The sequence below is a fragment of the Romboutsia maritimum genome, assembly GCF_002251085.2.
Lineage (GTDB): Bacteria > Bacillota > Clostridia > Peptostreptococcales > Peptostreptococcaceae > Romboutsia_B > Romboutsia_B maritimum.
Genome location: NZ_NOJZ02000004.1, coordinates 1 through 24,347 on the forward strand (window position 1 = coordinate 1; position 24,347 = coordinate 24,347).

A 24,347-nucleotide genomic window follows, 5' to 3' on the forward strand; every position below is an offset into this window, starting at 1 on the left:
GTTCGGTCAAACTAAAAAGATAAGTAATAGTACAATTAAAAAAGAAGAAGCTACTGTAGTTAATACTCAAATAGTTGTACTATCTGAAAGCGATAATAAAATAAATGAAAGTAATAATGCTAAAGCAGTAGTAGAAAGCTTTAAATCTATAAGTGAAGATAATATATTAGAAGGAAGAAAAATAAATAAAAAAGTAAATTTTGAATCTTATAATATAGGTACTGATATAAATAAAGTAAGTTGTGAGGAAGCTTCTAACTTTATAAGTTTACCAGGAACTGATTTAGATTTTAATTATTTAGTAATTATATATATTATTAATTCATTTATAAAAGTATAAATTTTGGTTAAGTTGTTATAATCAAACATAACAACTTTACTCACATTTTTACTACATATGTTATAGAATATGCAAATAAACATATATAATATATAAGAATAACTTATAGTTTTTAAAATTTATTTTGATTATAAAGTAATGAGTATAATTTAATAAAATAAAAAAATTATAAAATTTTTATTTTACAAAATAACTAAAATAAATAGAAAAAATGTGAATTTATATATATAATATGTATAAAGGGGGGAGTATTTATGACAATTACAATCAGTAAACAACAAATAGAAATGTTTTATGACAATTTGAAGTTGTATACTAAAGGGGATGAAGCTAGTAAGGTAGATTCTAAGTTTTATCTAATGTTTTTTGTAAACACTATATTAAATTCACTTGAAGAAGGGGAAATTGTTCATTTTGGAAATGAAATATTTGAATCAATAGATGAATTTAATAAATGGCTATATAATGATTACAATAAAAAGTTAGGGACAGAAAATTTAAAATATATATTATAAAAATAAAAAAATGACCTTTAAGGTCATTTTTTTGTTTTTACTTATACTAAATAATAAAATTTAAAATCTAAAAAACATTTGGAAATTAAAATATTAAATAGTTTGAAAAATGAGAAAATATGTTGAAAAATGGAGAAAATATATTATAATATATAATAATGTATATTAAGACAAAAATAAATAATAATTTTTGGAGGCAAAAATGGAAGACAAAGAATTGAAAAAAACACTTGGTATGTCAACTGCTTTATCTACAGTAGTTGGAATGGTCATAGGGGCAGGAGTGTTTTTTAAGCCACAATCAGTTTATTTAACAACTGGAGGAGCTCCTGGACTTGGTATTATAGCTTGGGTACTAGCAGGAATGATAACTATATTTGCAGGATTAACAGCCGCTGAGATATCAGCAGCTATACCAAAAACTGGTGGCATGATGATTTATATAAAAGAAATATATGGAGATAAATTAGGATTTTTAACTGGTTGGATGCAAACAGTTCTATTTATCCCAGGAACTATAGCAGCTTTAGCAATTATATTTGCTCAACAAGCAACAACTTTAATAGGAAATAATGATTTATTATTGCCTATATCAGTAGGAATAATAATGATAGTTGCGGGATTAAATTCTTTAGGCTCTAAGGTGGGAGGAAGTATACAAATAGTTTCTACAGTATGCAAATTAATACCTCTTATTTTAATAATTGTATTTGGTTTTATCAAAGGATCTGGAAATAATCCTATTTTACATCCGATAGTAGGTGAAAATATAAATTTTGCTAGTGTATTAGGTCAAGTTTTAATAGCTATATTATTTGCATATGATGGTTGGATTAATGTTGGAGCATTAGCAGGAGAGATGAAGAATCCAGGTAAAGATTTACCGAAAGCGATAGTTGGAGGATTATCAGTTGTTATGGCAATATATGTGGTTATTAATTTAGCTTATTTATGGGTGTTACCAGCAGAAAAATTAGCTACATTTTCAGCTCCAGCATCAGCAGTTGCAGAAACTATATTTGGACCTATAGGAGGAAAAATTATAATTGTTGGGATACTAATATCAGTGTTTGGAACACTTAATGGTTTTTTATTAACTGGTTCAAGAATAACATATACATTAGCCTGTGAAAAGACGTTACCAGGATATAACTTTTGGGCTAAATTAAATTCAACTAAAGTACCAATTAATTCAATATTTTTAGTTGCATTTATTTCATCATTATATGCACTTTCAGGTCAATTTAATTTATTAACGGATTTATCTATTTTTACTATATGGTTGTTTTATATATTAACATTTATAGGAGTAATTAAATTAAGAAAAGATCAGCCGAATTTATATAGACCATACAAAGTACCTCTATACCCGATAATACCAATGATATCAATAGCAAGTGGATTATTTGTTGTTATTAATCAATTATTTTTCTCTGGTATGAAAAGTACTATGATATGTATTGGTGGATTAATAATAACAATTATAGGATTACCAGTATATATTTATATGAATAAAAAATTGGAAATAAATTCGGAAATAAATTCGGAAAATTTTAACAATATAGCATAACGTTATTTAAAATAAAAAACGTATTAAGTTAAAATATAACATTTTAACTTAATACGTTTTTATTTTTTTGAAATTTAAAATGCAGATAAATTTTAGTTTATTTATATTCAGAAATAAGAAAAATAAAATTTTTAATATTAACTAATATGGGTGATAAAAGAGATATTTTGACTAATACTATTAAATAAAGTAAAAAAAATAAAATAGTTAAAACTTTTTGTCGAAGGTATACGTCTATATATCAGTGATAGAAAAATAAACAATGAAAAATAACAATATAACTAAATATAAATAATAACTAAGTATGGGGGTATGTGCGATGAATAAAAAGTTAAATAAAAAAAAGCTATTAATAGTTTCAGCTATGGGGACAATTGCTTTATTTGCAATTATAGCTACTTTTAATATAGGTTTTGTAAGTTCTAAAGAAGATGGTAAATTAAGAGATACTAATTTATCATCTGTTACAATGACAAATTTAATGGATTTTTCATCAAAGGAAATATATAAAGGACCAAGTGAAAATTCTGGTAAGGTTGCTTACATAACAATAGATGATGGTCCATCTAAATACACTGATGATATAATAAAGATTTTAAATAAATATAATGCAAAAGCAACATTTTTCATGATTGATGGAAATATGAAAATATATCTTGAGCAAGTTAAAAATATAATAGAAAGTGGAAGTACAACTGGATTTCATAGTGTTTCTCATGATATACATAAACTTTATGAAACAAATACATCTGCTAGGGAAGAGTTTGATATAAATAACAAGACACTATTTAAGATAGCAGGTAAGTATTCAAAAGTAATAAGATTACCTTATGGTAGTAAACCTTATATGCCATCATCATCATACGAGGTTTTGAATAGCGCGGGATATAAACTATGGGACTGGGATATAGATACACAAGACTGGAAATCAACTTCCACTCAAATTATAAATAATGTAAAAAAATACTCTAAAGATAGAGACAATATTGTTATATTAATGCATGAAAAGAAACAGACATTACACGCTTTAGATGAAATGTTAAAATATTTAAGTGATGAAGGATATGAATTTTTACCTATAGACCAAAATGAGAAGCCAAAAAACTATTGGTTAGGGAATCTAAGTTAATATAAAAAATAAAAAAACATATATATATATAGTGAAAATAAATAAAAATGAGGTGCATTGAAGTGAAGAGGATATTGTATACAGGAATAATTGCTATACTAACATTATCCATGACTGGATGTAGTGGAAAAATTATAGCTACAGTAAAGGGGATTGATATAACGAACGAACAATTTGAAAAAACATTACAAATAGTATCGTCTACTAGAAATTATATGGATAGTGAATATGTAGAAGATATGGAGAAATCTTTAGGTAAAAAATACAAAAAAAATTTGGAAAATACAGTATTATCATTTATGATAGATAATGAACTTTTATATCAAGAAGCTAAGGATAAAAAATTAATTCCAAGTAGTGAAGTAATTAATTCTAAATATGAAGAATTAGAAAAAATTATTAATTCAAATCCAACATACAAAAAAGAAATTGATAAAGTTGGATTGAATAAAGAATACTTATTAAAACAAATATCTAAAGATTTAGCAATCGAAAAAAATAAAAATAACTTTGAAGAAAAAATAAATATAAGTGAAAAAGATATATTAGACTATTATGAAAAAAATAAAAGTAAGTTTAAAATTAATGAAGTAGAAGCTTCTCATATTTTAATATCAACTTTGGATAAAAATAAAAAACAAGTTAAAGAGGATGAAAAGAAAAAATTAAAAGAAAAAACAGAAAATTTATTACATAAAATAAATAATGGGGAAAGTTTTGAAGAGTTGGCAAATAAATATTCAGATGATAAATCTGCTGGTAAAAATGGCGGAAAATTAGGATATTTCTCAAAAAATGAAAAAAATGCTGAGTTTACAAATGAGGCATTTAAATTACAAAAAGGTCAAATATCAAAAGTAGTAGAAACATCATATGGATATCATATAATAAAGGTAACTGATAAAAAAGAAATTTTAAAAAATTTAAATGACAGTAAAGATGATATAAAAAAACTTATATTGAATGAAAAATATATAAATCATATAGAAGAGTTAAATAAAAATGCAGATATAAAGAGATAACATAAAATTATATGCATATATAGAATTACAATAGCAAATATCTTATACTTTAATTAAAATGAATTTATTTAAATTTTAGTATAAGATATTTTTATATTAAAAAATGTATAATTAAAATCAATATGAATAGTGAAGTAGTAAAGTAGTTTAATCAAAAGGAAAGGAACATATATGAATATAGAAATTAGAGAAGTTACAAATGAAAATAGAAATCAAATTTTAAATTTGTCAGTTAATGAAAATCAAAAGTCATATATTGAATCTGTAGAAGAATGTTTAAAAGAGTCAATGGAATATAAGAACTATAAACCAGTAGGACTTTACAAAAATAGTTGTTTAGTTGGCTTTGCAATGTATGGTTTTTTCCCTAAGGAGGGTGAAAATGGAAGAGTTTGGTTAGATAGACTATTGATAGATAAAAAATATCAAGGTAAGGGTTTAGGAAGTGAAATGTTAGAATCTCTAATCAAGCATTTGGTAAAAGAGTACAAGTGTAATGAATTATTTTTAAGTCTATATGAAAATAATAAACGAGCTCTTCATTTATACAAAAAATTTGGATTTGAATTTAATGGGGAATTAGATGTTAATAACGAAAAAGTAATGGTTAAACATTTATAATAAATATAATATTTTTAAGATATTAAAAATTAAATAAAAGGAATACAAATAAAAAAGAATTAATTGTATTGGTACAATGTGTGCTAAATTCAATATAATACCAAAAATATTGAAAAAGAAATGAAATCGTACTACTATAATAATTGTTAAAGTTAAATGTATTAGCAAAAACAATACAATTTAAAAATAAGGGGGATACAATTATGAATAGCAGATACGCATTAAACAAAAACTTAGCTGAAATGTTAAAAGGTGGAGTAATAATGGATGTTACTAATCCTAAAGAAGCGATAATAGCTGAAAAGGCAGGAGCTTGTGCTGTAATGGCTTTAGAAAGAGTACCATCAGATATAAGAAGAGATGGTGGTGTAGCTAGAATGTCAGATCCTAAAATGATAAAAGAGATTCAAGAAGCTGTGAGTATACCAGTTATGGCAAAAGTAAGAATAGGACATTTTGTAGAAGCTCAAATACTAGAAGCTTTAGAGGTAGATTTTATAGATGAAAGTGAAGTTTTAACTCCAGCAGATAATTTATATCATATAGATAAAGTTAAATTTGAAGTTCCATTTGTATGTGGAGCTAGGAATTTAGGAGAAGCTTTAAGAAGAATAAAAGAAGGTGCTTCTATGATAAGAACTAAAGGAGAAGCAGGAACGGGAGATGTTGTTGAGGCTGTAAGACATATGAGAACTATGACATCTGATATAAGAAAAATTGTGTCTATGGGAGAAGAGGAACTTATGAATGCTTCTAAAGAAATGGGAGCACCATATGACTTAGTTAAATACGTGCATGATAATGATTCATTACCAGTGGTTAATTTTGCAGCAGGAGGTATAGCAACTCCAGCAGATGCAGCACTTATGATGCAATTAGGATGTGATGGAGTATTTGTTGGATCAGGAATATTTAAATCTAACAATCCTGAAAAAAGAGCAGAAGCAATAGTTAAAGCTGTTACATACTATAATAATCCTAAAAAATTGGCTGAGATATCAGAAAATTTAGGTGAAGCTATGAGTGGAATATCTGTTAGTAGTTTAGGAAGTAATGAAAAATTAGCAATAAGAGGATGGTAATATGAGAATAGGTGTATTAGCTATGCAAGGAGCCTATAAAGAGCATATAAATATACTTAGACAATTAGGTATAGAAGCTATAGATTTAAGATATAAGGAAGAATTTGAAAATATAGAAGGGATAATTATACCAGGTGGAGAAAGTACTAGTATAGGTAAATTAATTAAAATATTAGATATATATGATGTTTTAAAAGATAAAGTTTTAGAAGGTATGCCTATATTGGGTACTTGTGCAGGTATGATTGTATTAGCAAAAAAAATACATAATCAAGAAAATACTCATATAGCTACAATGGATATAGAAGTAATAAGAAATGGATATGGAAGACAGCTAGGAAGTTTTAATACAAATGAAAGTGTAAGGTATATAGGAGAAAATATACCTATGGTATTTATTAGAGCTCCTTACATAAAGAGTGTAGGAAAAGACGTAGAAATATTATCAGTTGTAGATGATAAAATTGTAGCTGCAAAACAAGATAATATGTTAGTTACATCTTTTCATCCAGAGTTAACTAATAATACTAACGTTCATGAGTATTTTGTAAAAATGATTAAGGATAGACAATAATTAAAAAACATATTGATTTTAAAGATTATCTCAACTAATTTATAAGTATCTATATAAAATTTATAAATAAATAAAAATGTGATTTTGTAGGCGAAAGTTATTAAATTAATTACTAATATTAGGTATATTCTTCTAAATAGTAATTAAATTTAAATTAACTTAATATAATTGTCCTAAAATAGAAAATAGGGAGGTTATAGTTATGGCAACAAGAAAGCACAGAAGAGATAAAGTTAAAATTAGAAAGAAAATGTTAAAAGAAATAGTAGAGAGAAAGAAAAATAAAGAAAACGAATTACAAAAGGATAAAAAATAAAATAAATCGGGGTATACCAAAATTTTTAGGTATACCCCGATTTGTTTTTATATACAATTTAAGATAGTCAATATAATAAACTTAAGTGGATTTGAGCTATATGAAATAAAAATAGATAAATTATAATAAATAAACCTTATGGACATAAGGAATAATGAAATTAATAAAATAAGTAAATTTAACTTATAATACTTAAACATAATTAAGCAATATGGTATTATTAATAATGGTTGAAAAAAATGTAATTATTTGTAATAAAATGTGAATTATATTTAAAATATTATTAAAGAAAGGAGAAACTAATGAATAAAAAAGAGTTTACAGAAGACCCTAGATTTAAACAGTGCAACAAAGAAGCATTTATGGGACTAAGTCTTGGAATTTTAAATCTTATTTGGTGGTTTGGATGGGGATATGGATTAGGTTCTAAGCCTATATCAGAGTATACATATATTATGGGTTTACCAACATGGTTTTTTATGAGTTGTATAGTTGGCGGTATACTTTTTTCTGTATTAACTGTTATTATGATAAATAAGTTTTTTAAAGATATGCCTTTGGAGGGCTTAACAGAGGAAGAAGTTGAAAAATATAAAAAGGAGTTTAAGTAATGAATAATGTAAATTATGGAGTTTTAATTCCTATAATTATATATTTTATAGTTATTTTTGCAGTAGGATTTTATTCTATGAAATTTGTACGTGAAGCAAAAATGTCCAAAGATACAGAAAAAGGATTTATGGATGAATATATGACTGGAGGAAGAGGTCTTGGAGGTTTTGTACTTGCAATGACATTAGTAACTACGTATCTAAGTGCAGGTAGCTTTATAGGTGGACCAGGTACTGCTTATACTCAAGGTCTAGGATGGGTATTTTTAGCTATGGCTCAGATGCCAACCGGATATTTTACTTTGTCAGTTTTAGGAAAAAAGTTTGCAATTATAGCTAGAAAAATAAATGCAGTAACTATAACAGATTTTTTACGTGTAAGATATAAGTCTGATGTAGTGGTTATTATAACGTCTTTATCTATAGTTGTCTTTTTTATAGCAGCTATGGCCGCACAATGGGTTGGAGCTGCAAGACTATTGCAAGGTTCGGTAGGTCTTGATTATAATATAGCACTTACTGCATTTGGAGCTACAGTAATAGTACATACAGTAATAGGTGGATTTAGAGCAGTTACAATATCAGATACTGTACAAGGGATAATAATGACAATAGCTACTATAACAATATTTGTAGGAACTGTTATAGCAGGAGGCGGTATTGGAAATATTATCCAAAACATGACTTTAGTTAATCCAAGAATGATTACACCATTTGGTGTTATAAAAGGAGATATGAGTATAATTTGGGTAACTTCATTTTGGATATTAGTAGGATTTGCAGTTGTAGGTATACCATCAGTTTCTCAAAGGGCTATGAGTTACAAAGATACTAAAAGTCTTCATAAAGGAATAAAGTATGGAACAATAGTTTCTATGATTTTACTTTTAGGAATGCATTTAGTAGGAGCATTTGCAGTTACATTGGTAGGTGGTATAGAATCTGGAGATTTGGTTATACCAACTCTTACTACACAACTTTTCCCATCAGTTCTAGCAGGTATTTTATTAGCAGGACCACTTGCATCAATAATGTCAACAGTTGATTCACAGCTGTTGGTAGCATCTGGATCAATAGTAAATGACTTATACGTAAATTATATAAAACCTGATTTAAAATATGATTCTAGAAAAATTGGTAAGATAAGTACTATTGCAACTGCAATTATTGGAGTAGCAATTTATTTAGTAGCATTTAACCCACCAGAATTAATAGTATGGTTAAACTTATATGCAAATGCAGGTATAATAGCTACATTTTTATGGTCAATAATTTTAGGACTTTATTGGAAAAAGGCAAATTCTAAAGGTGCTATTGCTTCAATAATAGGAGGAATAGGAAGTTATATTTTATTTAGTAGAATATGGACAAGGCCTTTAGGAATGCATACAATAGTGCTTCCTTTAATAATTTCATTAATATTATTTATAATAGTATCAATGATTACAAAACGACCGGATGATGAAACTATAGAAATATTTTGGGGGGTATATACAAAATAATAAAGATTATTTACAATATCAAAATTTAAAAATATGTATAAAGAATATATTAATTGATTAATATTTGATAATATAGTATATATATTTTAGTCATATCAAAATCTATATTTAAAATATATAAGATAACAAAGGAAAATTTAGACAGGGGGGACATTATGGAAAAAAGCCGAGATAGTTTTAATTCAAAATTAGGATTTATTATAGCATGTATAGGTTCGGCAGTAGGAATGGGAAATATTTGGATGTTTCCTTATAGAATAGGACAATTTGGGGGTGCAGCGTTTCTTATACCATATTTAATATTTGTAATTTTATTAGGATATACAGGACTTATAGGAGAATTTGCATTTGGCCGTATGAATCAAACAGGTCCAATTGGTTCTTTTGATAATGCTATGAAATCGAGAGGATTAAAAGGTGGAAAGTTACTTGGAATTATACCTGTAATTGGAGCATTTGGGATAGCTGTAGGATATGCTGTTGTTGTAGGATGGTTTATTAGATTTTTAGTAGGTTCAATAACAGGAACAATGATAAATACTAATGATTTAGTTTCCTATTTTGCAGAAATATCAGGAAGTTTTGGTAGTATTATATGGCATTTACTAGCTATAATAATAACATCAGTAATATTAATAATGGGCATTTCTAGAGGAATAGAAAAAGTTAATAAATTTATGATGCCAGCTTTTTATATTTTGTTTGTAGTAGTATTTATAAGAGTAATTATGATAGAAGGTTCAATAGAAGGTATAAAATATATGTTTTTACCTAAGTGGGAGTATATATCACAGCCTAAAACATGGATTTATGCATTAGGTCAGGCGTTCTTTTCATTGTCAATAGCGGGTTCTGGAATGATAGTATATGGAAGTTATTTAAAAAGAGATATAGATATCCCAAGTTGCGCTAAAAATACAGCTATATTTGATACCATTGCAGCAATAACAGCAGGTCTCGTTATTATACCAGCTGTATTTGCATTTAATCTTGACCCAGCAGCGGGACCACCTTTAATGTTTATAACTTTACCTATAGTGTTTAAACAAATGCCATTAGGACAATTATTTGCAATTTTATTCTTTACATCAGTACTATTCGCATCTATAACTTCACTTATGAATTTATTAGAAGTACCAATAGAAGCAATACAAAATAAATTTGAGTGTAAGAGAAATTTTGCGGTGATTTTAGTTTGTAGTTTATGTTTTGTAATAGGATTATTTATTGAAAATGGAGATATTTTAGGTAAATGGATGGATTTAGTATCTATCTATATAATACCATTAGGAGCTTTAATAGCAGGAATAATGTTCTTTTGGGTAATCGGAATTAAAGTTGCAAAATCCGAAATTGAACAAGGAGCAAGTAAGCCTTTAGGAAAATATTTTGATTCAATGGCTAAATACCTATATGTACTGCTTACATTGTTAGTACTTATAGGTGGCGTTTTATTAGGAGGAATAGGATAATATTTAAGTTATAAAAACGTAGACTTATTAAAAAATACAGAATAATATAAAAAGCAATCTTAGCTAAGATTGCTTTTTATATTATGTTAATAAATTTATTTACCATTATAATAAGAAAATAGATTATTGAATTAATTTATATAAGTAAAGTATGATATAATCTTATCATATGTTAATTAGGTATGAGTTACTGAAAAAATATAAATGTAAAGGTTGGAGATTGTTATGAATAATAAAAAATATAATGATTTAAACAGCATAGATAAAAACAGTAGCGATTTATCGGTTAAATATAAAGGGATAGAAATAAAGGCTAACCTAATTTATAGAAAAAGAAAAACTATAACTATTCAAATAAAGCCAAAAGAGCAAGTAACAGTCATAAGCCCTAATAAGGTTCCTAGAAATATAATCAAGGATATATTAATGGAAAAAGGAGATTGGATATTAGAAAAATTAGAAGAATACAATCAAATTAAAAATTTTTATATAGAAAGAGAATTTATAACAGGAGATAAATTTTTTTATTTAGGAGAAGAATTAAATTTAGAAGTAGTTAAAAAAAATTGTGATGAAAATTTAAGAAATAAAAATCCTAAAATAGTTGTAGAAGATTCAAAGTTGGTATTTAAGACAAATAATACAGATAAAGAATATGTAAAAAAGTATTTAAAAGAATGGTACAAAAAAGAAAGTGAAAAAATAGTTTTAGAGAGATTAATTCATTGTAGAGAAAAATCGCAAATAATGATGCAGTTGATACCGAGTAAGCTAAAAGTAAAAGAACAAAAAAAAAGGTGGGGAACATGTACATCTAAAAGAGCTATTTATATAAATTCAAAAATATCAATGGCACGGGTTGAAGCAATAGATTATATATTGATTCATGAATTTAGTCATTTAATACATATGAATCATTCTAAAGATTTTTATAATTTAGTTAAAAGTATAATGCCAAATTATAAGCAGAATGAAGATTGGCTTAAAAAAAATAGTTATAAACTAATATTGTAGATTAGTTTATAACTATTTTTAGGATATCTTTTGCATACAATTATAACAGTAGATAATTGTTGTGAAGGAGGGTATATATGGCTAATAGTACGACTAATGATAAAAATTATAAAAATAAAAAACAAAAATCTAGTAGTAATGCAAATTCATCTGAGCAAAAAAGCTTAGGATTAGCATCTATTAGCTATGCTGATTATGTAATACTCTCATCAACACTAGCTTTTGCATTGTCAGAAGAATTAAATGATGAAGACTTAAGTATGTTGATTGCTTTCTTAGCGATGATATCTTCAGATTTAGCTATGTTAACAACTAAAAAAGGAATAAATAAATTAAAACAGCAGACAAGTAAGCAACAATTAGGAGCTGATGAAGGTGCAATAATAGCTGAAGAATCTGTAGAAGGAAGTAATATAATAGTCAGTGGATTAAGTAGAACTAATAATAAAAAAAGTAAAAAGAAAAAATATATAAAAAAAGTAAAAAGAAAAAAGAAAAAAGAAAAATAAAGAGAAATATTAGTTAATGAAATTGTGTTCAATAAAAAATTATATTTAAAGATACTAAAAATACGATTAATATTTCAAGGGAGTGTTTTGATGAGTTTGCAAAAATATGATACAGAAAATCCTACTTTAGTTAATTCAATTGTATGTGCAATAGATATATTAGGATTTTCACAGATGATAGATAATTCTTGTAATGAGGGTTATGGAAATAAACTTTTAAGAGAAATTAATTATCTTATACATAAAAATAAACAATGTATAGTTCCGAATAAGTATAGTCATGGAAAAATAAAAATATTTACAGATAATATGGTTGTAGCATATCCGATAATAGGTGATGGAGAAGAAGAGTTAGATGAAATACTTGAAAATGTTTCAGAGTATCAATTCAATTTAGCTTTAGAAGGTTTATTTGTAAGAGGAGGCGTAAGTACTGGAGATTTTTACATAAGTGATGATATAGTATTTGGAAAGGCTCTTCTTGATGCACATAACATAGAAAGTAAAATTGCTTGTTATCCTAGAATTATACTTGGAAAAGATACTATTAAGCAATTACAAAAATATATAAATTATTATGAGGATGCTCCACAAAGAAGTAAAGTACTTATTGATACCGATGGACAATGGTTTTTAAATTACTTAGAAACAATATTTAAATTTTATACAAAGTGTAATAATGAATATGAATTTGAAAGAGTTCAATATGAACTTTTAAATAGACATAAAATTAAAATTGAAGAAATGTTAGAGCTTTATAAAGAAGATATAAGAGTTTGGGATAAATATGTATGGACTGCAAATTATCATAATTATTTTTGTGATTTGCATTTTGAGGGAGAAAAAGAATTGAAGATATCTAGAAAGTCTCTTCTTTCATGGCCTAGAGAAATTTCAGATGAGGATATTTGATTATTAAAAAATTCAAAAGTAAAAAATAATTTTAAATAGCTGACTCAATTTTTGAGACGGCTATTTTTTTGCTAAATTATCATAACATATTTAGTAATTTACATATTATATTATAGAGCTTATAAAGGATTTAGAATAATTTTATATGGAGGGGAATATGTACTGTAAAAATTGTAAAAGAGAATTAAAGGAAAATGATCAAACTTGTGCTAATTGTGGAGTTAAAGTAGGTGAAGGAAATAAATTCTGTCAAATTTGTAGTGAAGAAATTAAAGAAAATGCAATTTTCTGCGCAAGTTGTGGAAAGCCAGTAGATGTAAATTATACAGAAAAAATTGATTTGAGTAAGGATAATTATAGTAGAAATGAAAAAAAGATATATTGTAGAAATTGTGCAAATGAAATGACTCAAGATGCAGCTGTATGCATAAAATGTGGATTTAAAAAAGGAAATGGAAATAATTATTGTAGTTCCTGTGGAGGAAAAACTAATGAAAATGCAGATGTATGTATTAATTGTGGAGCAGGATTAAATAATAAGAAAATTTATAGCTTAAATGGAAGTGGTAGCAAAAGTAAGTTAATAGCAGTATTATTATGTATATTTCTAGGTACGTTAGGTATACACAGATTTTATGTAGGAGACAATACAAAAGGGTTTGTTATATTAGCGTTGACACTAGGAGGAGTTTTAACTTGTGGAATAACCGCTATAATCAGTTGTATATGGGTTATTGTAGATTTGATTTTAATAATTTTAGATGAAATAACTGATGAAAATGGATTTCCACTTGAATGGTAGAAGATTAAGACTTCTTTTATATATTTCTATAATAATAATAATATATGTTGTACCTATAAGTTTTGTTGAAGGTAGAAGTTTTTGTATTTGGTATAATTTATTTAAAATAAAATGTCTGGGATGTGGAATGACAAGAGCAATTTTTAATTTATCTAGATTAAACATTAGAAATGCCTTGGAGTACAATTGGATGGTAGTATTTATATCTATTCCCATATGTTTTGTAGTTAAGGATATAGCAAATATTTTTTATGAAGAATTTAAGATATACAAATTAAAACATCCCAAAGTTCAAAAGTAAATAGAAATTAAAATATTCAATATTTATAGACTTTAATGAGGATGTAGATAAATTTGTGTGAAAACAAATTCACCTACATCCTCTGTACATTATCTAAAAAATCTAACTATCCAAAAAGGATCTTCAAATAATACGGTTAATTTACTACTAATCTTGTTCATGACTAGTTCCTCATGTTTTAAATTACAGAGAAGGGACAACCCCAGGAGGGCAGGTTATTGCTATTATAAGATATGTTCAGACTACCAACCGAAACCGTGTTTTTATCTCTAATTTTATTTTAGAATATTATTTAGGTATTTTCAAGTATACATAGTTTATACTAAAATTTTATCTATACAATAAAAGTATATGATAAAATATGGTAAAAGATTTAATTTTAAATTTAGTATAAAATACATGGAGGAAAAAAGTTGGAAAATTTAGATCATACATTTAAACCTAGGCAAAATAAAAAATTATATAGAAACTATATAATAATGAGTTCAATTTTATGTGCAACAATATTATTTATAATAGAGCAAATACTAATGGTAGATTATTTAACTAAAACCTTAAGTAAGATAATATTATTTACAATTAGTCCATTAATTTTAATAAAATTTATAAGAAAGACATCATTAAAAAAAGGATTAAATATTCAAAAGACAGATATAAAAACTATAAGTACAGGAATAGGTTTAGGATTAGTAGCAGTAGGCATATTAATAGGTACATTTATGATATTAAAACAATCTATAAATATGGAAACAATATCTATTGAGATGGCTACAAAATCTAAAATAACAGAAGCTAATTATTTAATAGTTGCAACTTACTTTACTTTAGGAAATTCTTTTTTAGAGGAATTTTTCTTTAGAGGTTTTGTATTTATAAATATGTTTAAAATGGGATATAAAAAGACTGCATATATATTTTCATCAGCACTATTTGCAATTTATCATATAGGCATTTTTAAAAATTGGTTCATTTTAGAATTAATAGTTTTATGTTTAATAGGATTGTTTTTAACAGGGATAATATTTGACTATGTAGATACTAAAAGTGATAATTTCTTAAATTCATGGACAATACATATATTAGCAGATCTAACAATAGCTATTATAGGGTATATATATTTATTTTAATAATTTTTATTAATAGAAGGGTTTATGAGTCAATATATTCTTTTGACATCAGATTGTGAATTACCAGAGATAGACTTAACTAATAAACAAAATATTACAGTAGAAGAAGCTAAAATAAAGGGAATATCATCACCTGATTGGTGTACATGGGATGAATTAGATCCAAATTGTGAAATTCTACACTTTGAAAATGAAGATGATATTAATAATCTCTGTATTTATGAAAATTATGATTTCATAGATGAGTTACGTTTATATACTGAAAATAAATATATTTATATGATAGATTGTTTAACTGATAAAAAGAGAGCGGAACAATTATTTGATTACATATGTAGTATAAATTTGCTTAATGAAATATGTATATATTAAATATGGTCTGGCGATGATGCTGAAATTACACCAGTGGAAGTGTTTATAGATAAACTTGATAAAAGTAAATTATTTAAAATAATAGATAGCTATAATTGTGGTTTAATAATAAAAAGAAGAAGTTAGAACTAAAATAATAATAATTATAAAAAATAACCGTATCACAAGTAAGTGATTCGGTTATTTTAGTATACTATATTATAAAATAAAAAATGAAGCAGCTATTATAAGATACACTGCTAGTAACTGTATACCTTCTAACCAATTAGATTCTCCGTCATGAGAAACACTATTGGCTATAAGTACGGTTGCAATAAGTGCTATTAGTTCGAATTCATTAAACACAATACTCATAGGAGTAAATATTAGGCTTAAGAATATTAACACAGGAGCTACAAATAATATTATTTGTAAACTAGATCCAATAGCGATTTCAAGAGCTACATCCATTTTATTTTTTAAAGCCATTACAATGGCAGTACTATGTTCAGCTACATTTCCGATTATAGGTATTAATATTATACCTACAAAAAATTCGCTCCAACCTAAACTTTCTGTTATAGGTTCTATGCCAGTTACTAAAAATTCACTTTCTATAGCTATTAATATGGTAGAAATTACTAAAATTAATATGGATTTTTTTAAAGACCATTTAGCATTCCCTTCATGCTCATGAACACTAGAGCAGAGATCTTTATGAGTACTAAAAGAAAAAAATAAGCTAAGAGCATATATTGAAATCATTACTATTGCAACGAAAATACTTAAGCCTTCATATCTTGTATTAAGCATGTTTGGATTTACTGTATGTGTAAATAATGCAGGAATACATAGTCCGATGACTGCAAATAATAGCATTGTTGAAGATACTTCCACAACTTTCTGATTAAAATATTGAGTTTTATATTTTAATCCACCAGCTAGCATACTTGCCCCAACTACGAGTAATATATTTCCTATAACTGAACCAGCAATAGAGGATTTAACAATTTCAAATAAGCCTTCTTTAAGTGCAAAAAAAGATATTATAAGTTCAGTGGCATTTCCAAAGGTACCATTTAAAAAACCTCCAATTTTAGGACCTGAATAAAAAGAAATTTCCTCTGTACCTTCTCCCATAAGTCCAGCTAAAGGTATGATAGATAAACATGACAATATAAAAATAATAGATGGAGAAGCATTAATAAATTTAGCTACAAAGCTTATAGGAATAAATATAAGCATATATTTCAAGACTTTCAAAAATAAAACACCTCCTTAATAAATAAAACTATGATTATGTTATGCTTACTTTAGTTAAATTATTTGTATTATAGTTGAATTAAAAAAATAAAATTTATAGTAGATATATTTAAAGTTGGATAAAAAAACTGAATATGGGTAAATTAAATAATATAAAGCTTGCTAATAAAGATTATATATGATAGTATTATAAATAAGTAGTAAAGAAATAACAATAATATCGCGGGGTGGAGCAGTTGGCAGCTCGTTGGGCTCATAACCCAAAGGTCATAGGTTCGAGTCCTATCTCCGCAACCAATTAGATACATAATAAAAGCTCTTATATTTTTATATAGGAGCTTTTATTATGTAATTAATGACATATAAAATTAAATATCTATTAACAAGGGGAATAGTTATGAAAATTAATAGATTAACAGAAATAATAGTAATACTTTTAAATAAAAAAACTGTAACAGCAAAGGATTTAGCCAATAGATTTGAAGTATCAACAAGAACTATATATAGAGATATAGAATCGCTTTCTTTATCAGGAATTCCGGTATATATGAGTAAAGGTAAGGGTGGGGGTATATCTCTGTTAGAAGAATATTCTATAAATAAAACTATATTATCAGATAGTGATAAACACAGTTTAATTGTTGCTTTAAAAACTTTAGAAGCTACAAAGTATCCTGAAATTAGTTCAGTCATAAATAAAATTAGTTTTATGCTTAATGAAGAAAATTTATCAAATTGGGTAGAAATAGATTTTTCTAGATGGGGTAGTGATTTTAATGAGAATGATAAATTTAGTAAAATAAAAATTGCTATATTAAATAATAAAATAATAAAATTTAGCTATATAAATAGTTTTGCAAATAAATCTATAAGGATTGTTGAGCCGATGAAGTTAATTTATAAGGGGCAAGCATGGTACTTATATGGATTTTGTAGATTAAAGCAAAATGTTAGGATTTTTAGGATAACTAGAATAAAAAACTTAATTTTAACAGAAGAAAGTTTTATTAAAAGAAAGTTTGAAGATACAGACTTTAAAAATGCAGATAAACTTATAGAAAATATGATAGATTTAAAACTGCAATTTAAAAAAGAGGCATTATATAGAATTTTTGATGATTTTGATCAAAATTTAATAAATGATAATGAGGATGGAACTTATGAAGTAAATATAAAATTACCAGAAAATGAATGGTTATATGGGTATATTCTTTCTTTTGGGTATTATGTAAAAGTTATAGAGCCTGTTCATGTAAAAGATATTATATTACAAAAAATGAAGAAAACCATTAATTTATATGATTAGGGTTAATATGAATTATTTAAAAATACATTAATAAAATTTATAATATGACATACTTATGTCATATTCACTCGGGTATACTTTTAGAAAAAAGTAGAAGAGGAGAATTAATTATGAATTATGAAATAGTTGATTTAGATGAAAAACAAGTTATTGGTTTAGTAAAAGAAACTACTAATAATAATGGACAGGCTGTAAAAGATATAGGATTATTATGGCAAGAATTTATAACAAAGGGGTATTATCAAAATATAGAAAACAAAAAGAATAATAAATGTATAGGTATGTATACAGATTATCAAGGCGATTTTAACCAACCATACAATTTCTTAGCTTGCTGTGAAGCAAATAATAAAGATTGTATAAAAATTCCTTTAGTATATAAATTTATTCCAGGTGGAAAATATGCAAAATTTATTATAAATGGAGATGTTCAAAAGTCAGTAGGAGAATTTTGGGGAAAATTATGGAAAATGGATTTGGATAGAAAGTATTCTTGTGACTTTGAGGAATATCAAAATAATAGTGATGATATGCAAAATCAAGAAATTCATATTTATATAGCTATAAATTAAAAAAGGAGCTGAAATTTATATATATAAGGTATTTCTAATATTTAACTGTATTAAAAAAATCATTTGTGGCAATCTAATACTAAAAATTGCAAAGGGATGATTGTATGCAAAAATTTAAAAATAGCAAAAAGACTTTAGATGAAACTCCACATTTAAACAATTGGGTAAGTAAAGCAGACACTCCAGAAGAATTATCTGATTTGATAGAAGATGAAAATGAAAAAGTTTCTAAAAAAGTAAAAAAGCAAGAAAATACTAAAGCTCCATCATATCAAGACTTAAGACCATATAATAAAGAGTCATAAAATTAAAAACCTCCTAATGTACTTTGGAAATTCTACATTAGGAGGTTTTTAATTTTAGAAAGATTATGTTTATAAAAAATATAAATTAGAAAATATCAATGATATAATAAAATATATTAGTACATTAGTTAAAAAACAGGGGGAGAATTTTAAATGAAAAATAAAAAATTTTTAAGTATAGTTATTTTATTAGTATCTATATCAATGATAATTGGATGTGAAAATAGTGATTTAAATAATCCATTACAAAAAACACAAAAAGTTTCTAGTGATTTATTTTCAGAACTTGAAGATACAACAAAGATAGATGTTTATCATAATGTTTATTTTGAAGAAGATTATAAGCCTTCAGTAATTTCGGATAAAAATATAATAAATGATTTTTTAAATTATACACTAGAAAGTGTAGATAATAGCAAAAAAGAACTAAGCGGTAATCCAGTAAAAAGTAAAATGATTTTTTATGATAAAAATAATAATAAAAAGGAATTAAAATATGTTTATGATGATTTATATGAATTTGGATACGTTTTAAATGGAGAAAAAAGATATGATTTACCTTATGATTTTTTTAGATTGTTAGCAGCAAGTGAAAAATATAGAAGTGAGCACGCTACTGTAAAACAAGACGTAAAGAATCTTTTTAGTAAATATAAGTATAAACCTAGTTTTATGATAAGCAGTCAATTTAAAAAATTACCCGAAAATTTAAAATATGGATATGAAGAAAATATAGAAAAAATATATTGGTCTTATTGTATGGAACTTTCTAAAGCTGTAGGTATGGATTTCTTAAATTTATTATCAAATGAAATAAGTGCAGAAAAATACTACCTATTAGAGCCATTGGGAAAATTTGCACAAGAAGCAAACGGTATAGTTATAAGACACAAAGGAAAGATTGTAGGGGCTTACATACAAGGCAATAACGATGGAATGGTTTCAACTTTAGATAAAAAGAGTTTTGAGAAAATAAAGAAGATGAAAATAGATACCTGGGTTTGTAATAATATTTTAGATAGACAAAGTAAGTTGTATAAAGAAAGTAGCAATAGGTCAGACTTAGATTTGATAAAAACTTATTTTGAAGCTATGGAAAATAAGAATTATGTAAATTTGTTATCTACAATGGATACAAAGAGTATAATAGATACTCTTAATTGTAATATTAAAAATAGTGAATTATATCAAGAAAATATCGGAGAAAGTTTGCCGCGATATGCTAATAAAATAAATATTTTAGATATAAAAAAATCTGAAAAAGATGAGAAAACTTATCATGTTGAAATGGATATAACCACTTCTGATTATGCAACCATTGAGAGTGGTAAAAATGTAAGAACTGTAGTTATTACTGAAGAAAATGGAGTTAAAAAAATAGAAATAGATGTACCTGGACCGCAGTGATTTTTATATAAAAATTAGTCAAGAATCAAAAAAATACATTAAGGGTAAATATATGTAATTTTATAAAACTTATTTTCAAGGGGTAATACGTCATGTATAATAACAACCTAAGGGCTGGCAAATGTTTTTTTAGTTGGCAGACAAAATTCTTAGGAGGTAACTACATGAAAAGGAAAATCCTAATAACTTTGACTACAATGTCTTTATTATTTACAATTAATATGAAATCTTTCGCAGATGAGATTAAAAATACACAAACTAATATAAGTAATGAACAGAGTGTGACAAGTGGATATATAAATACTATTTCAGTAAATTTTAGAAAGGAGCCTTCATTAGATTCTAGTGTATATTATACTTTAGATAAAATGGACAAGGTTGATATAATTGAAAAAGAAGGTGACTGGGCAAAAATTAGGAAAGATGAAAAGACTGGATATGTTTATACTAAATATGTTTCAGAAAAAAAGGATGATATAGAGGTATCATCAATGTCTCTTGAAAATTCGAATAAAATGAATGTTAAAGCTACAGCTTATGCAGGAGATGCAATTACTTCAACAGGAACAGTTCCTAAATGGGGGACTATAGCAGTAGATCCAACAATTATACCTTATGGAACAAAGGTATACATACCTAAATTTGATAAGGTATTTATAGCAGAAGATACAGGGAGTGCTATAAAAGGCAATAAGATAGATATATTTATGGATACTCAGGATGATTGTAAGGCATGGGGAGTAAAGGATTTAGAAATTTATATATTAGTATAGAAATAGATATTATACTATCGGTGGTTTTGAAAATTAAATCTACCGATAGTATTTTTAATTATTAGGAAAATATATTTAATATTAAATATATTTATTGAAAAGAGTAACTAATTAATTGATTTTTTAATATAAATATGATAACATCATATAAATAGATTTTAGGAGGTAAAAAATGAATTTAGAACCTGAGCCCGAGAGGCTTGTGCTACAATTGATATTAATAGTCTTGTTAACTAGTATAAATGCTTTTTTCGCATCGTCAGAAATAGCAATAGTATCAGTTAATAAAACAAAGATTAAGAGCCTATCAAAAGAAAACAATTCTAGAGCTAAGATACTAGAAAAATTAATAGAAGAACCGAGTAAGTTCTTAGCTACAATTCAAGTAGGGATAACTTTAGCTGGATTTTTCTCAAGTGCATCAGCAGCAACAAGTATATCAAGTATAATAAGTAGTAAGTTATCAGTGCCTCATGCACAAACCATATCCATAGTGATAGTAACATTAATATTATCATATATTACATTAGTATTTGGAGAACTTGTACCAAAAAGAATTGCGTTACAAAACAAAGAAGAAATTGCATTAAAATCATCGAAGATAATTTATTTTGTGTCAATAATTACAAGGCCATTTACTAAAATCCTATCAATGTCAACAAATGTAGTTTTAAGAATTATGGGATATGATGAAGTGAAAAATGAGGAAGAACTATCAGAAGAAGAAATTAGAGACTTGATAGCATATTCGCAGAAACAGGGTTCTATCCAAAAAGAAGAAAAAGATATGATAGAAGGTGTATTTGAACTTAATGATAAATTATGTAAGGAAATTATGACATCTAGGAAAGATACCTATTTAATTGACATAGATGATAATATAAAAAGTTATATAGATGAATTATTGAGTTTGCCATATTCAAGAATTCCTGTATATGAAGATAATATAGATAATATTATAGGAATTCTTCATATAAAAGATTTATTAAAGCAAGCTAAACAATTAGGATTTGAAAATCTTAATATAAGAGAAATTCTTAAAAATCCATTTTTTGTTCCAAAGACTATAAAGGCAAATGAATTATTTAAGATTATGCAGTCAAAGAAAATTCAAATGGCTTTATTAGTTGATGAATATGGTGGATTTTCTGGAATAGTAACTTTAGAAGATTTAATTGAAGAAGTAATGGGTGATATAGAAGATGAATATGATATGGAAGAAGATGAAGTAATAAAAATTAATGATAGTAGATATAAAGTTAAAGGAAGTATATCTGTGGATGAGTTTAATGAAATATTTGATGTAAAATTAGATGAAGGTGATTATGATACATTAAATGGATATATTATAAATACTTTAGGAGAAATACCAAAAGAGAATGAATTAAAAGAAATTCAAGTAGATACACTTAAAATAAAAATTGATAAGATAAATGATAGAAGAATTGAAGATGTAATAGTGACCCATCAATATAAAGTAGAAGAAAATATAATTTAATGTATTAAACTAATTATTAAAATAAAATAGGATTTAATAAATAAGCTAGTAGAGATTAAAATTTCTACTAGTTTATTTAGTTATTAAATATTATATTGATTTAACAGTTCCATACCCATAAATTTCCTTATACTTAAAAAAATAAAATATAGAAAAGACTAATGTGAAAATTTCAGATATAGGTATTACAAGCCATGCACCATTTATTCCAAATAGTACAGGTAATACTAAAATTTCTATTATAAAAAATACAAAGGTTCTTAAAAACGAGAGTATTGCTGAAATTTTTCCATTAGAAAATGCTGTAAACATTCCTGAAGTAAAAATATTTATCCCACAAATTAAGAAACTAAATGAAAATAAATTAAACCCATTTAAGGTAATATTATAAAATTTAGTTCCTTTTCCAGTAAATATAGAGATTAAAGCTGTTGATAACATTTTAGATACAATAAATGAAGCAACAGATAAAGTAAATATAAATAAATAGCTATACTTTATTATTTTTTGAAGTTGTTTCTTATCATTACTTCCATAATTATAACTTATACGGGGTGAAACTCCTGAAGTAAAACCCAGATAAGCTGATGTTAGTAAAAATTTAGAATATAGAATTATTGTTATAGAAGCAACTCCATTTTCACCTAAAAATCTAAGCATTATGATATTATATAAGTAAGTAGTAATAGCTGAAGACATTTGAGTTACCATTTCGGATGAACCATTACTACAACTACTTAATATTAATTTTAAATTAAATTTAGGTTTAACAAAATGAAGGTTATTGCTTTTATTAGAAAAATATAAAATTCCTATAATTGAAGGTATTGCATATCCAATACATGTTGCAATTGCAGCACCTTTGATGCCCATATTTAAAGGAACAATAAATACATAGTCTAAAACTATATTAGTAACTCCGCCAATTATAGAACTAAGTAATCCTAAGTTAGGACGCCCAGCAGTTACTAAAAAATACTCAAAAAGTAATTCCAAAATAATAACAGGTGTACATAATAACATTATAGATAAGTAAGAACTACAATAGTCATATAAAATATCAGTTGAACCTAAGGCATAAATAATTTGATTTAAAAATAATAAACAAATTACTGATATTATACAACCAAAAATTAAAGCTGTTATTATAATAAGAGAAAAGCTTTCTTTAGCTTCTTCAACTTTTCCTTCTCCCATAAGCCTTGCTACCATAGCATTACCACCAGTAGCTAGCATTATACTAATGCCAATAAGTATATTTATAATAGGGTAGACTATATTTGTAGCAGATAAAGCGTTAGAGCCTACAAATCTAGAAACAAATATACCATCAATAATAGTATAAAGAGAAATAAATACCATCATTACCATTGTTGGAAACGTATACTTAATAAGTGAAAAAAATGTGACTTTTTTTCCTAGTGAATTATTCATATAATACCCTCCTAATTTA

Annotated in this window: 26 protein-coding genes and 1 tRNA gene; 25 read left to right on the top strand and 2 right to left on the bottom strand. The window is 25.8% G+C overall.

The window, feature by feature from the left end:
• The 18 genes from CHF27_RS14165 to CHF27_RS03735 all read left to right on the top strand — a co-directional run.
• The coding region (locus CHF27_RS14165) for a hypothetical protein (protein WP_330409744.1) at positions 1 to 340 on the top strand (340 nt) is incomplete at its 5' end.
• A gap of 254 nt (positions 341 to 594) precedes the next feature.
• Positions 595 to 855 (top strand): hypothetical protein, encoded by a 261-nt coding sequence (locus tag CHF27_RS03655; protein ID WP_095406211.1) that lies wholly within the window; start codon positions 595 to 597, stop codon positions 853 to 855.
• 202 nt (positions 856 to 1,057) lie between these two features.
• A complete protein-coding gene (locus CHF27_RS03660) occupies positions 1,058 to 2,425 on the top strand; it encodes an APC family permease (RefSeq protein WP_095406210.1) in 1,368 nt (455 codons plus the stop codon).
• A 319-nt stretch (positions 2,426 to 2,744) separates the two neighbouring features.
• Positions 2,745 to 3,554, top strand: coding sequence for a polysaccharide deacetylase family protein (locus CHF27_RS03665; protein ID WP_095406209.1), 810 nt, complete (start codon positions 2,745 to 2,747; stop codon positions 3,552 to 3,554).
• A 62-nt stretch (positions 3,555 to 3,616) separates the two neighbouring features.
• Positions 3,617 to 4,576 carry a peptidylprolyl isomerase gene (locus CHF27_RS03670; protein ID WP_243444936.1) on the top strand — a complete coding sequence of 320 codons (960 nt, stop codon included), beginning with the start codon at positions 3,617 to 3,619 and terminating at the stop codon, positions 4,574 to 4,576.
• Between the two features lie 171 nt (positions 4,577 to 4,747).
• Positions 4,748 to 5,197, top strand: a complete 450-nt coding sequence (locus CHF27_RS03675) for a GNAT family N-acetyltransferase (RefSeq protein ID WP_095406207.1) — start codon at positions 4,748 to 4,750, stop codon at positions 5,195 to 5,197.
• A 203-nt stretch (positions 5,198 to 5,400) separates the two neighbouring features.
• Positions 5,401 to 6,279 carry a pyridoxal 5'-phosphate synthase lyase subunit PdxS gene (pdxS, locus tag CHF27_RS03680; RefSeq protein ID WP_095406206.1) on the top strand — a complete coding sequence of 293 codons (879 nt, stop codon included), beginning with the start codon at positions 5,401 to 5,403 and terminating at the stop codon, positions 6,277 to 6,279.
• A 1-nt stretch (position 6,280) separates the two neighbouring features.
• On the top strand, positions 6,281 to 6,853 hold the full coding sequence (pdxT, locus tag CHF27_RS03685; RefSeq protein WP_095406205.1) for a pyridoxal 5'-phosphate synthase glutaminase subunit PdxT: 573 nt from the start codon (positions 6,281 to 6,283) through the stop codon (positions 6,851 to 6,853).
• 618 nt (positions 6,854 to 7,471) lie between these two features.
• Positions 7,472 to 7,780, top strand: a complete 309-nt coding sequence (locus CHF27_RS03690; protein ID WP_095406204.1) for a YhdT family protein — start codon at positions 7,472 to 7,474, stop codon at positions 7,778 to 7,780.
• Positions 7,780 to 9,282: a sodium/pantothenate symporter gene (gene panF, locus CHF27_RS03695; protein WP_095406203.1), complete on the top strand. Its 1,503-nt coding sequence runs from the start codon at positions 7,780 to 7,782 to the stop codon at positions 9,280 to 9,282. Before CHF27_RS03690 ends, panF begins: the two co-directional genes overlap by 1 nt.
• Before the next feature lie 155 nt (positions 9,283 to 9,437).
• Positions 9,438 to 10,754, top strand: coding sequence for a sodium-dependent transporter (locus tag CHF27_RS03700; RefSeq protein WP_095406202.1), 1,317 nt, complete (start codon positions 9,438 to 9,440; stop codon positions 10,752 to 10,754).
• Between the two features lie 225 nt (positions 10,755 to 10,979).
• Positions 10,980 to 11,768, top strand: coding sequence for a M48 family metallopeptidase (locus CHF27_RS03705; protein ID WP_095406201.1), 789 nt, complete (start codon positions 10,980 to 10,982; stop codon positions 11,766 to 11,768).
• Between the two features lie 77 nt (positions 11,769 to 11,845).
• Complete coding sequence (locus tag CHF27_RS14115) at positions 11,846 to 12,277, top strand: hypothetical protein (protein ID WP_095406200.1); 432 nt, start codon at positions 11,846 to 11,848, stop codon at positions 12,275 to 12,277.
• Positions 12,278 to 12,367: 90 nt separating this feature from the next.
• A complete protein-coding gene (locus CHF27_RS03715; protein ID WP_095406199.1) occupies positions 12,368 to 13,189 on the top strand; it encodes a hypothetical protein in 822 nt (273 codons plus the stop codon).
• A 157-nt stretch (positions 13,190 to 13,346) separates the two neighbouring features.
• A complete protein-coding gene (locus CHF27_RS03720; RefSeq protein ID WP_158534723.1) occupies positions 13,347 to 13,991 on the top strand; it encodes a TM2 domain-containing protein in 645 nt (214 codons plus the stop codon).
• Positions 13,963 to 14,292, top strand: a complete 330-nt coding sequence (locus tag CHF27_RS03725) for a DUF2752 domain-containing protein (RefSeq protein ID WP_095406198.1) — start codon at positions 13,963 to 13,965, stop codon at positions 14,290 to 14,292. The genes CHF27_RS03720 and CHF27_RS03725 overlap by 29 nt, the downstream gene beginning before the upstream one ends.
• Before the next feature lie 413 nt (positions 14,293 to 14,705).
• Complete coding sequence (locus CHF27_RS03730) at positions 14,706 to 15,419, top strand: CPBP family intramembrane glutamic endopeptidase (protein ID WP_095406197.1); 714 nt, start codon at positions 14,706 to 14,708, stop codon at positions 15,417 to 15,419.
• A gap of 24 nt (positions 15,420 to 15,443) precedes the next feature.
• Positions 15,444 to 15,791, top strand: a complete 348-nt coding sequence (locus CHF27_RS03735; RefSeq protein ID WP_095406196.1) for a hypothetical protein — start codon at positions 15,444 to 15,446, stop codon at positions 15,789 to 15,791.
• Between the two features lie 198 nt (positions 15,792 to 15,989).
• Here CHF27_RS03735 and cax read toward each other — a convergent pair whose 3' ends face one another.
• Positions 15,990 to 17,033 (bottom strand): calcium/proton exchanger, encoded by a 1,044-nt coding sequence (gene cax / locus CHF27_RS03740; protein ID WP_095406195.1) that lies wholly within the window; start codon positions 17,031 to 17,033, stop codon positions 15,990 to 15,992.
• 221 nt (positions 17,034 to 17,254) lie between these two features.
• Here cax and CHF27_RS03745 point away from each other — a divergent pair.
• The 7 genes from CHF27_RS03745 (at position 17,255) to CHF27_RS03775 (ending at position 22,894) form a co-directional block, all read left to right on the top strand.
• Positions 17,255 to 17,330: transfer RNA gene (locus CHF27_RS03745), tRNA-Met, on the top strand.
• Between the two features lie 100 nt (positions 17,331 to 17,430).
• On the top strand, positions 17,431 to 18,339 hold the full coding sequence (locus CHF27_RS03750) for a helix-turn-helix transcriptional regulator (RefSeq protein WP_095406194.1): 909 nt from the start codon (positions 17,431 to 17,433) through the stop codon (positions 18,337 to 18,339).
• Between the two features lie 110 nt (positions 18,340 to 18,449).
• Positions 18,450 to 18,911, top strand: coding sequence for a GyrI-like domain-containing protein (locus CHF27_RS03755; protein ID WP_095406193.1), 462 nt, complete (start codon positions 18,450 to 18,452; stop codon positions 18,909 to 18,911).
• A gap of 104 nt (positions 18,912 to 19,015) precedes the next feature.
• Complete coding sequence (locus CHF27_RS03760; RefSeq protein WP_095406192.1) at positions 19,016 to 19,216, top strand: hypothetical protein; 201 nt, start codon at positions 19,016 to 19,018, stop codon at positions 19,214 to 19,216.
• A gap of 153 nt (positions 19,217 to 19,369) precedes the next feature.
• Entirely contained in the window at positions 19,370 to 20,623 is a 1,254-nt protein-coding gene (locus tag CHF27_RS03765) for a DUF4829 domain-containing protein (RefSeq protein WP_095406191.1), read from the top strand.
• Between the two features lie 164 nt (positions 20,624 to 20,787).
• Positions 20,788 to 21,396, top strand: a complete 609-nt coding sequence (locus CHF27_RS14170) for a 3D domain-containing protein (protein WP_243444937.1) — start codon at positions 20,788 to 20,790, stop codon at positions 21,394 to 21,396.
• Positions 21,397 to 21,568: 172 nt separating this feature from the next.
• On the top strand, positions 21,569 to 22,894 hold the full coding sequence (locus tag CHF27_RS03775; RefSeq protein WP_095406190.1) for a hemolysin family protein: 1,326 nt from the start codon (positions 21,569 to 21,571) through the stop codon (positions 22,892 to 22,894).
• 90 nt (positions 22,895 to 22,984) lie between these two features.
• On the opposite strand, the gene CHF27_RS03780 is transcribed toward CHF27_RS03775, so the two are convergent.
• Positions 22,985 to 24,328 carry an MATE family efflux transporter gene (locus tag CHF27_RS03780; protein ID WP_095406189.1) on the bottom strand — a complete coding sequence of 448 codons (1,344 nt, stop codon included), beginning with the start codon at positions 24,326 to 24,328 and terminating at the stop codon, positions 22,985 to 22,987.
• Between the last annotated feature and the right edge of the window lie 19 nt (positions 24,329 to 24,347).

Excerpts from the sequence above, each read along its gene's own strand:
- CHF27_RS03755 (WP_095406193.1), top strand. The coding sequence starts at position 18,450 with ATGAATTATGAAATAGTTGATTTAGATGAAAAACAAGTTATTGGTTTA.
- CHF27_RS03725 (WP_095406198.1), top strand. The coding sequence starts at position 13,963 with ATGAAAATGGATTTCCACTTGAATGGTAGAAGATTAAGACTTCTTTTA.
- CHF27_RS14170 (WP_243444937.1), top strand. The coding sequence starts at position 20,788 with ATGAAAAGGAAAATCCTAATAACTTTGACTACAATGTCTTTATTATTT.
- CHF27_RS03775 (WP_095406190.1), top strand. The coding sequence starts at position 21,569 with ATGAATTTAGAACCTGAGCCCGAGAGGCTTGTGCTACAATTGATATTA.
- CHF27_RS03660 (WP_095406210.1), top strand. The coding sequence starts at position 1,058 with ATGGAAGACAAAGAATTGAAAAAAACACTTGGTATGTCAACTGCTTTA.
- CHF27_RS03690 (WP_095406204.1), top strand. The coding sequence starts at position 7,472 with ATGAATAAAAAAGAGTTTACAGAAGACCCTAGATTTAAACAGTGCAAC.
- CHF27_RS03715 (WP_095406199.1), top strand. The coding sequence starts at position 12,368 with ATGAGTTTGCAAAAATATGATACAGAAAATCCTACTTTAGTTAATTCA.
- panF (WP_095406203.1), top strand. The coding sequence starts at position 7,780 with ATGAATAATGTAAATTATGGAGTTTTAATTCCTATAATTATATATTTT.
- CHF27_RS03735 (WP_095406196.1), top strand. The coding sequence starts at position 15,444 with ATGAGTCAATATATTCTTTTGACATCAGATTGTGAATTACCAGAGATA.
- CHF27_RS03765 (WP_095406191.1), top strand. The coding sequence starts at position 19,370 with ATGAAAAATAAAAAATTTTTAAGTATAGTTATTTTATTAGTATCTATA.
- pdxS (WP_095406206.1), top strand. The coding sequence starts at position 5,401 with ATGAATAGCAGATACGCATTAAACAAAAACTTAGCTGAAATGTTAAAA.
- CHF27_RS03750 (WP_095406194.1), top strand. The coding sequence starts at position 17,431 with ATGAAAATTAATAGATTAACAGAAATAATAGTAATACTTTTAAATAAA.
- CHF27_RS03780 (WP_095406189.1), bottom strand. The coding sequence starts at position 24,328 with ATGAATAATTCACTAGGAAAAAAAGTCACATTTTTTTCACTTATTAAG.
- CHF27_RS03760 (WP_095406192.1), top strand. The coding sequence starts at position 19,016 with ATGCAAAAATTTAAAAATAGCAAAAAGACTTTAGATGAAACTCCACAT.
- CHF27_RS03700 (WP_095406202.1), top strand. The coding sequence starts at position 9,438 with ATGGAAAAAAGCCGAGATAGTTTTAATTCAAAATTAGGATTTATTATA.
- CHF27_RS03720 (WP_158534723.1), top strand. The coding sequence starts at position 13,347 with ATGTACTGTAAAAATTGTAAAAGAGAATTAAAGGAAAATGATCAAACT.
- pdxT (WP_095406205.1), top strand. The coding sequence starts at position 6,281 with ATGAGAATAGGTGTATTAGCTATGCAAGGAGCCTATAAAGAGCATATA.
- CHF27_RS03675 (WP_095406207.1), top strand. The coding sequence starts at position 4,748 with ATGAATATAGAAATTAGAGAAGTTACAAATGAAAATAGAAATCAAATT.
- CHF27_RS03655 (WP_095406211.1), top strand. The coding sequence starts at position 595 with ATGACAATTACAATCAGTAAACAACAAATAGAAATGTTTTATGACAAT.
- CHF27_RS03665 (WP_095406209.1), top strand. The coding sequence starts at position 2,745 with ATGAATAAAAAGTTAAATAAAAAAAAGCTATTAATAGTTTCAGCTATG.
- CHF27_RS14115 (WP_095406200.1), top strand. The coding sequence starts at position 11,846 with ATGGCTAATAGTACGACTAATGATAAAAATTATAAAAATAAAAAACAA.
- CHF27_RS03705 (WP_095406201.1), top strand. The coding sequence starts at position 10,980 with ATGAATAATAAAAAATATAATGATTTAAACAGCATAGATAAAAACAGT.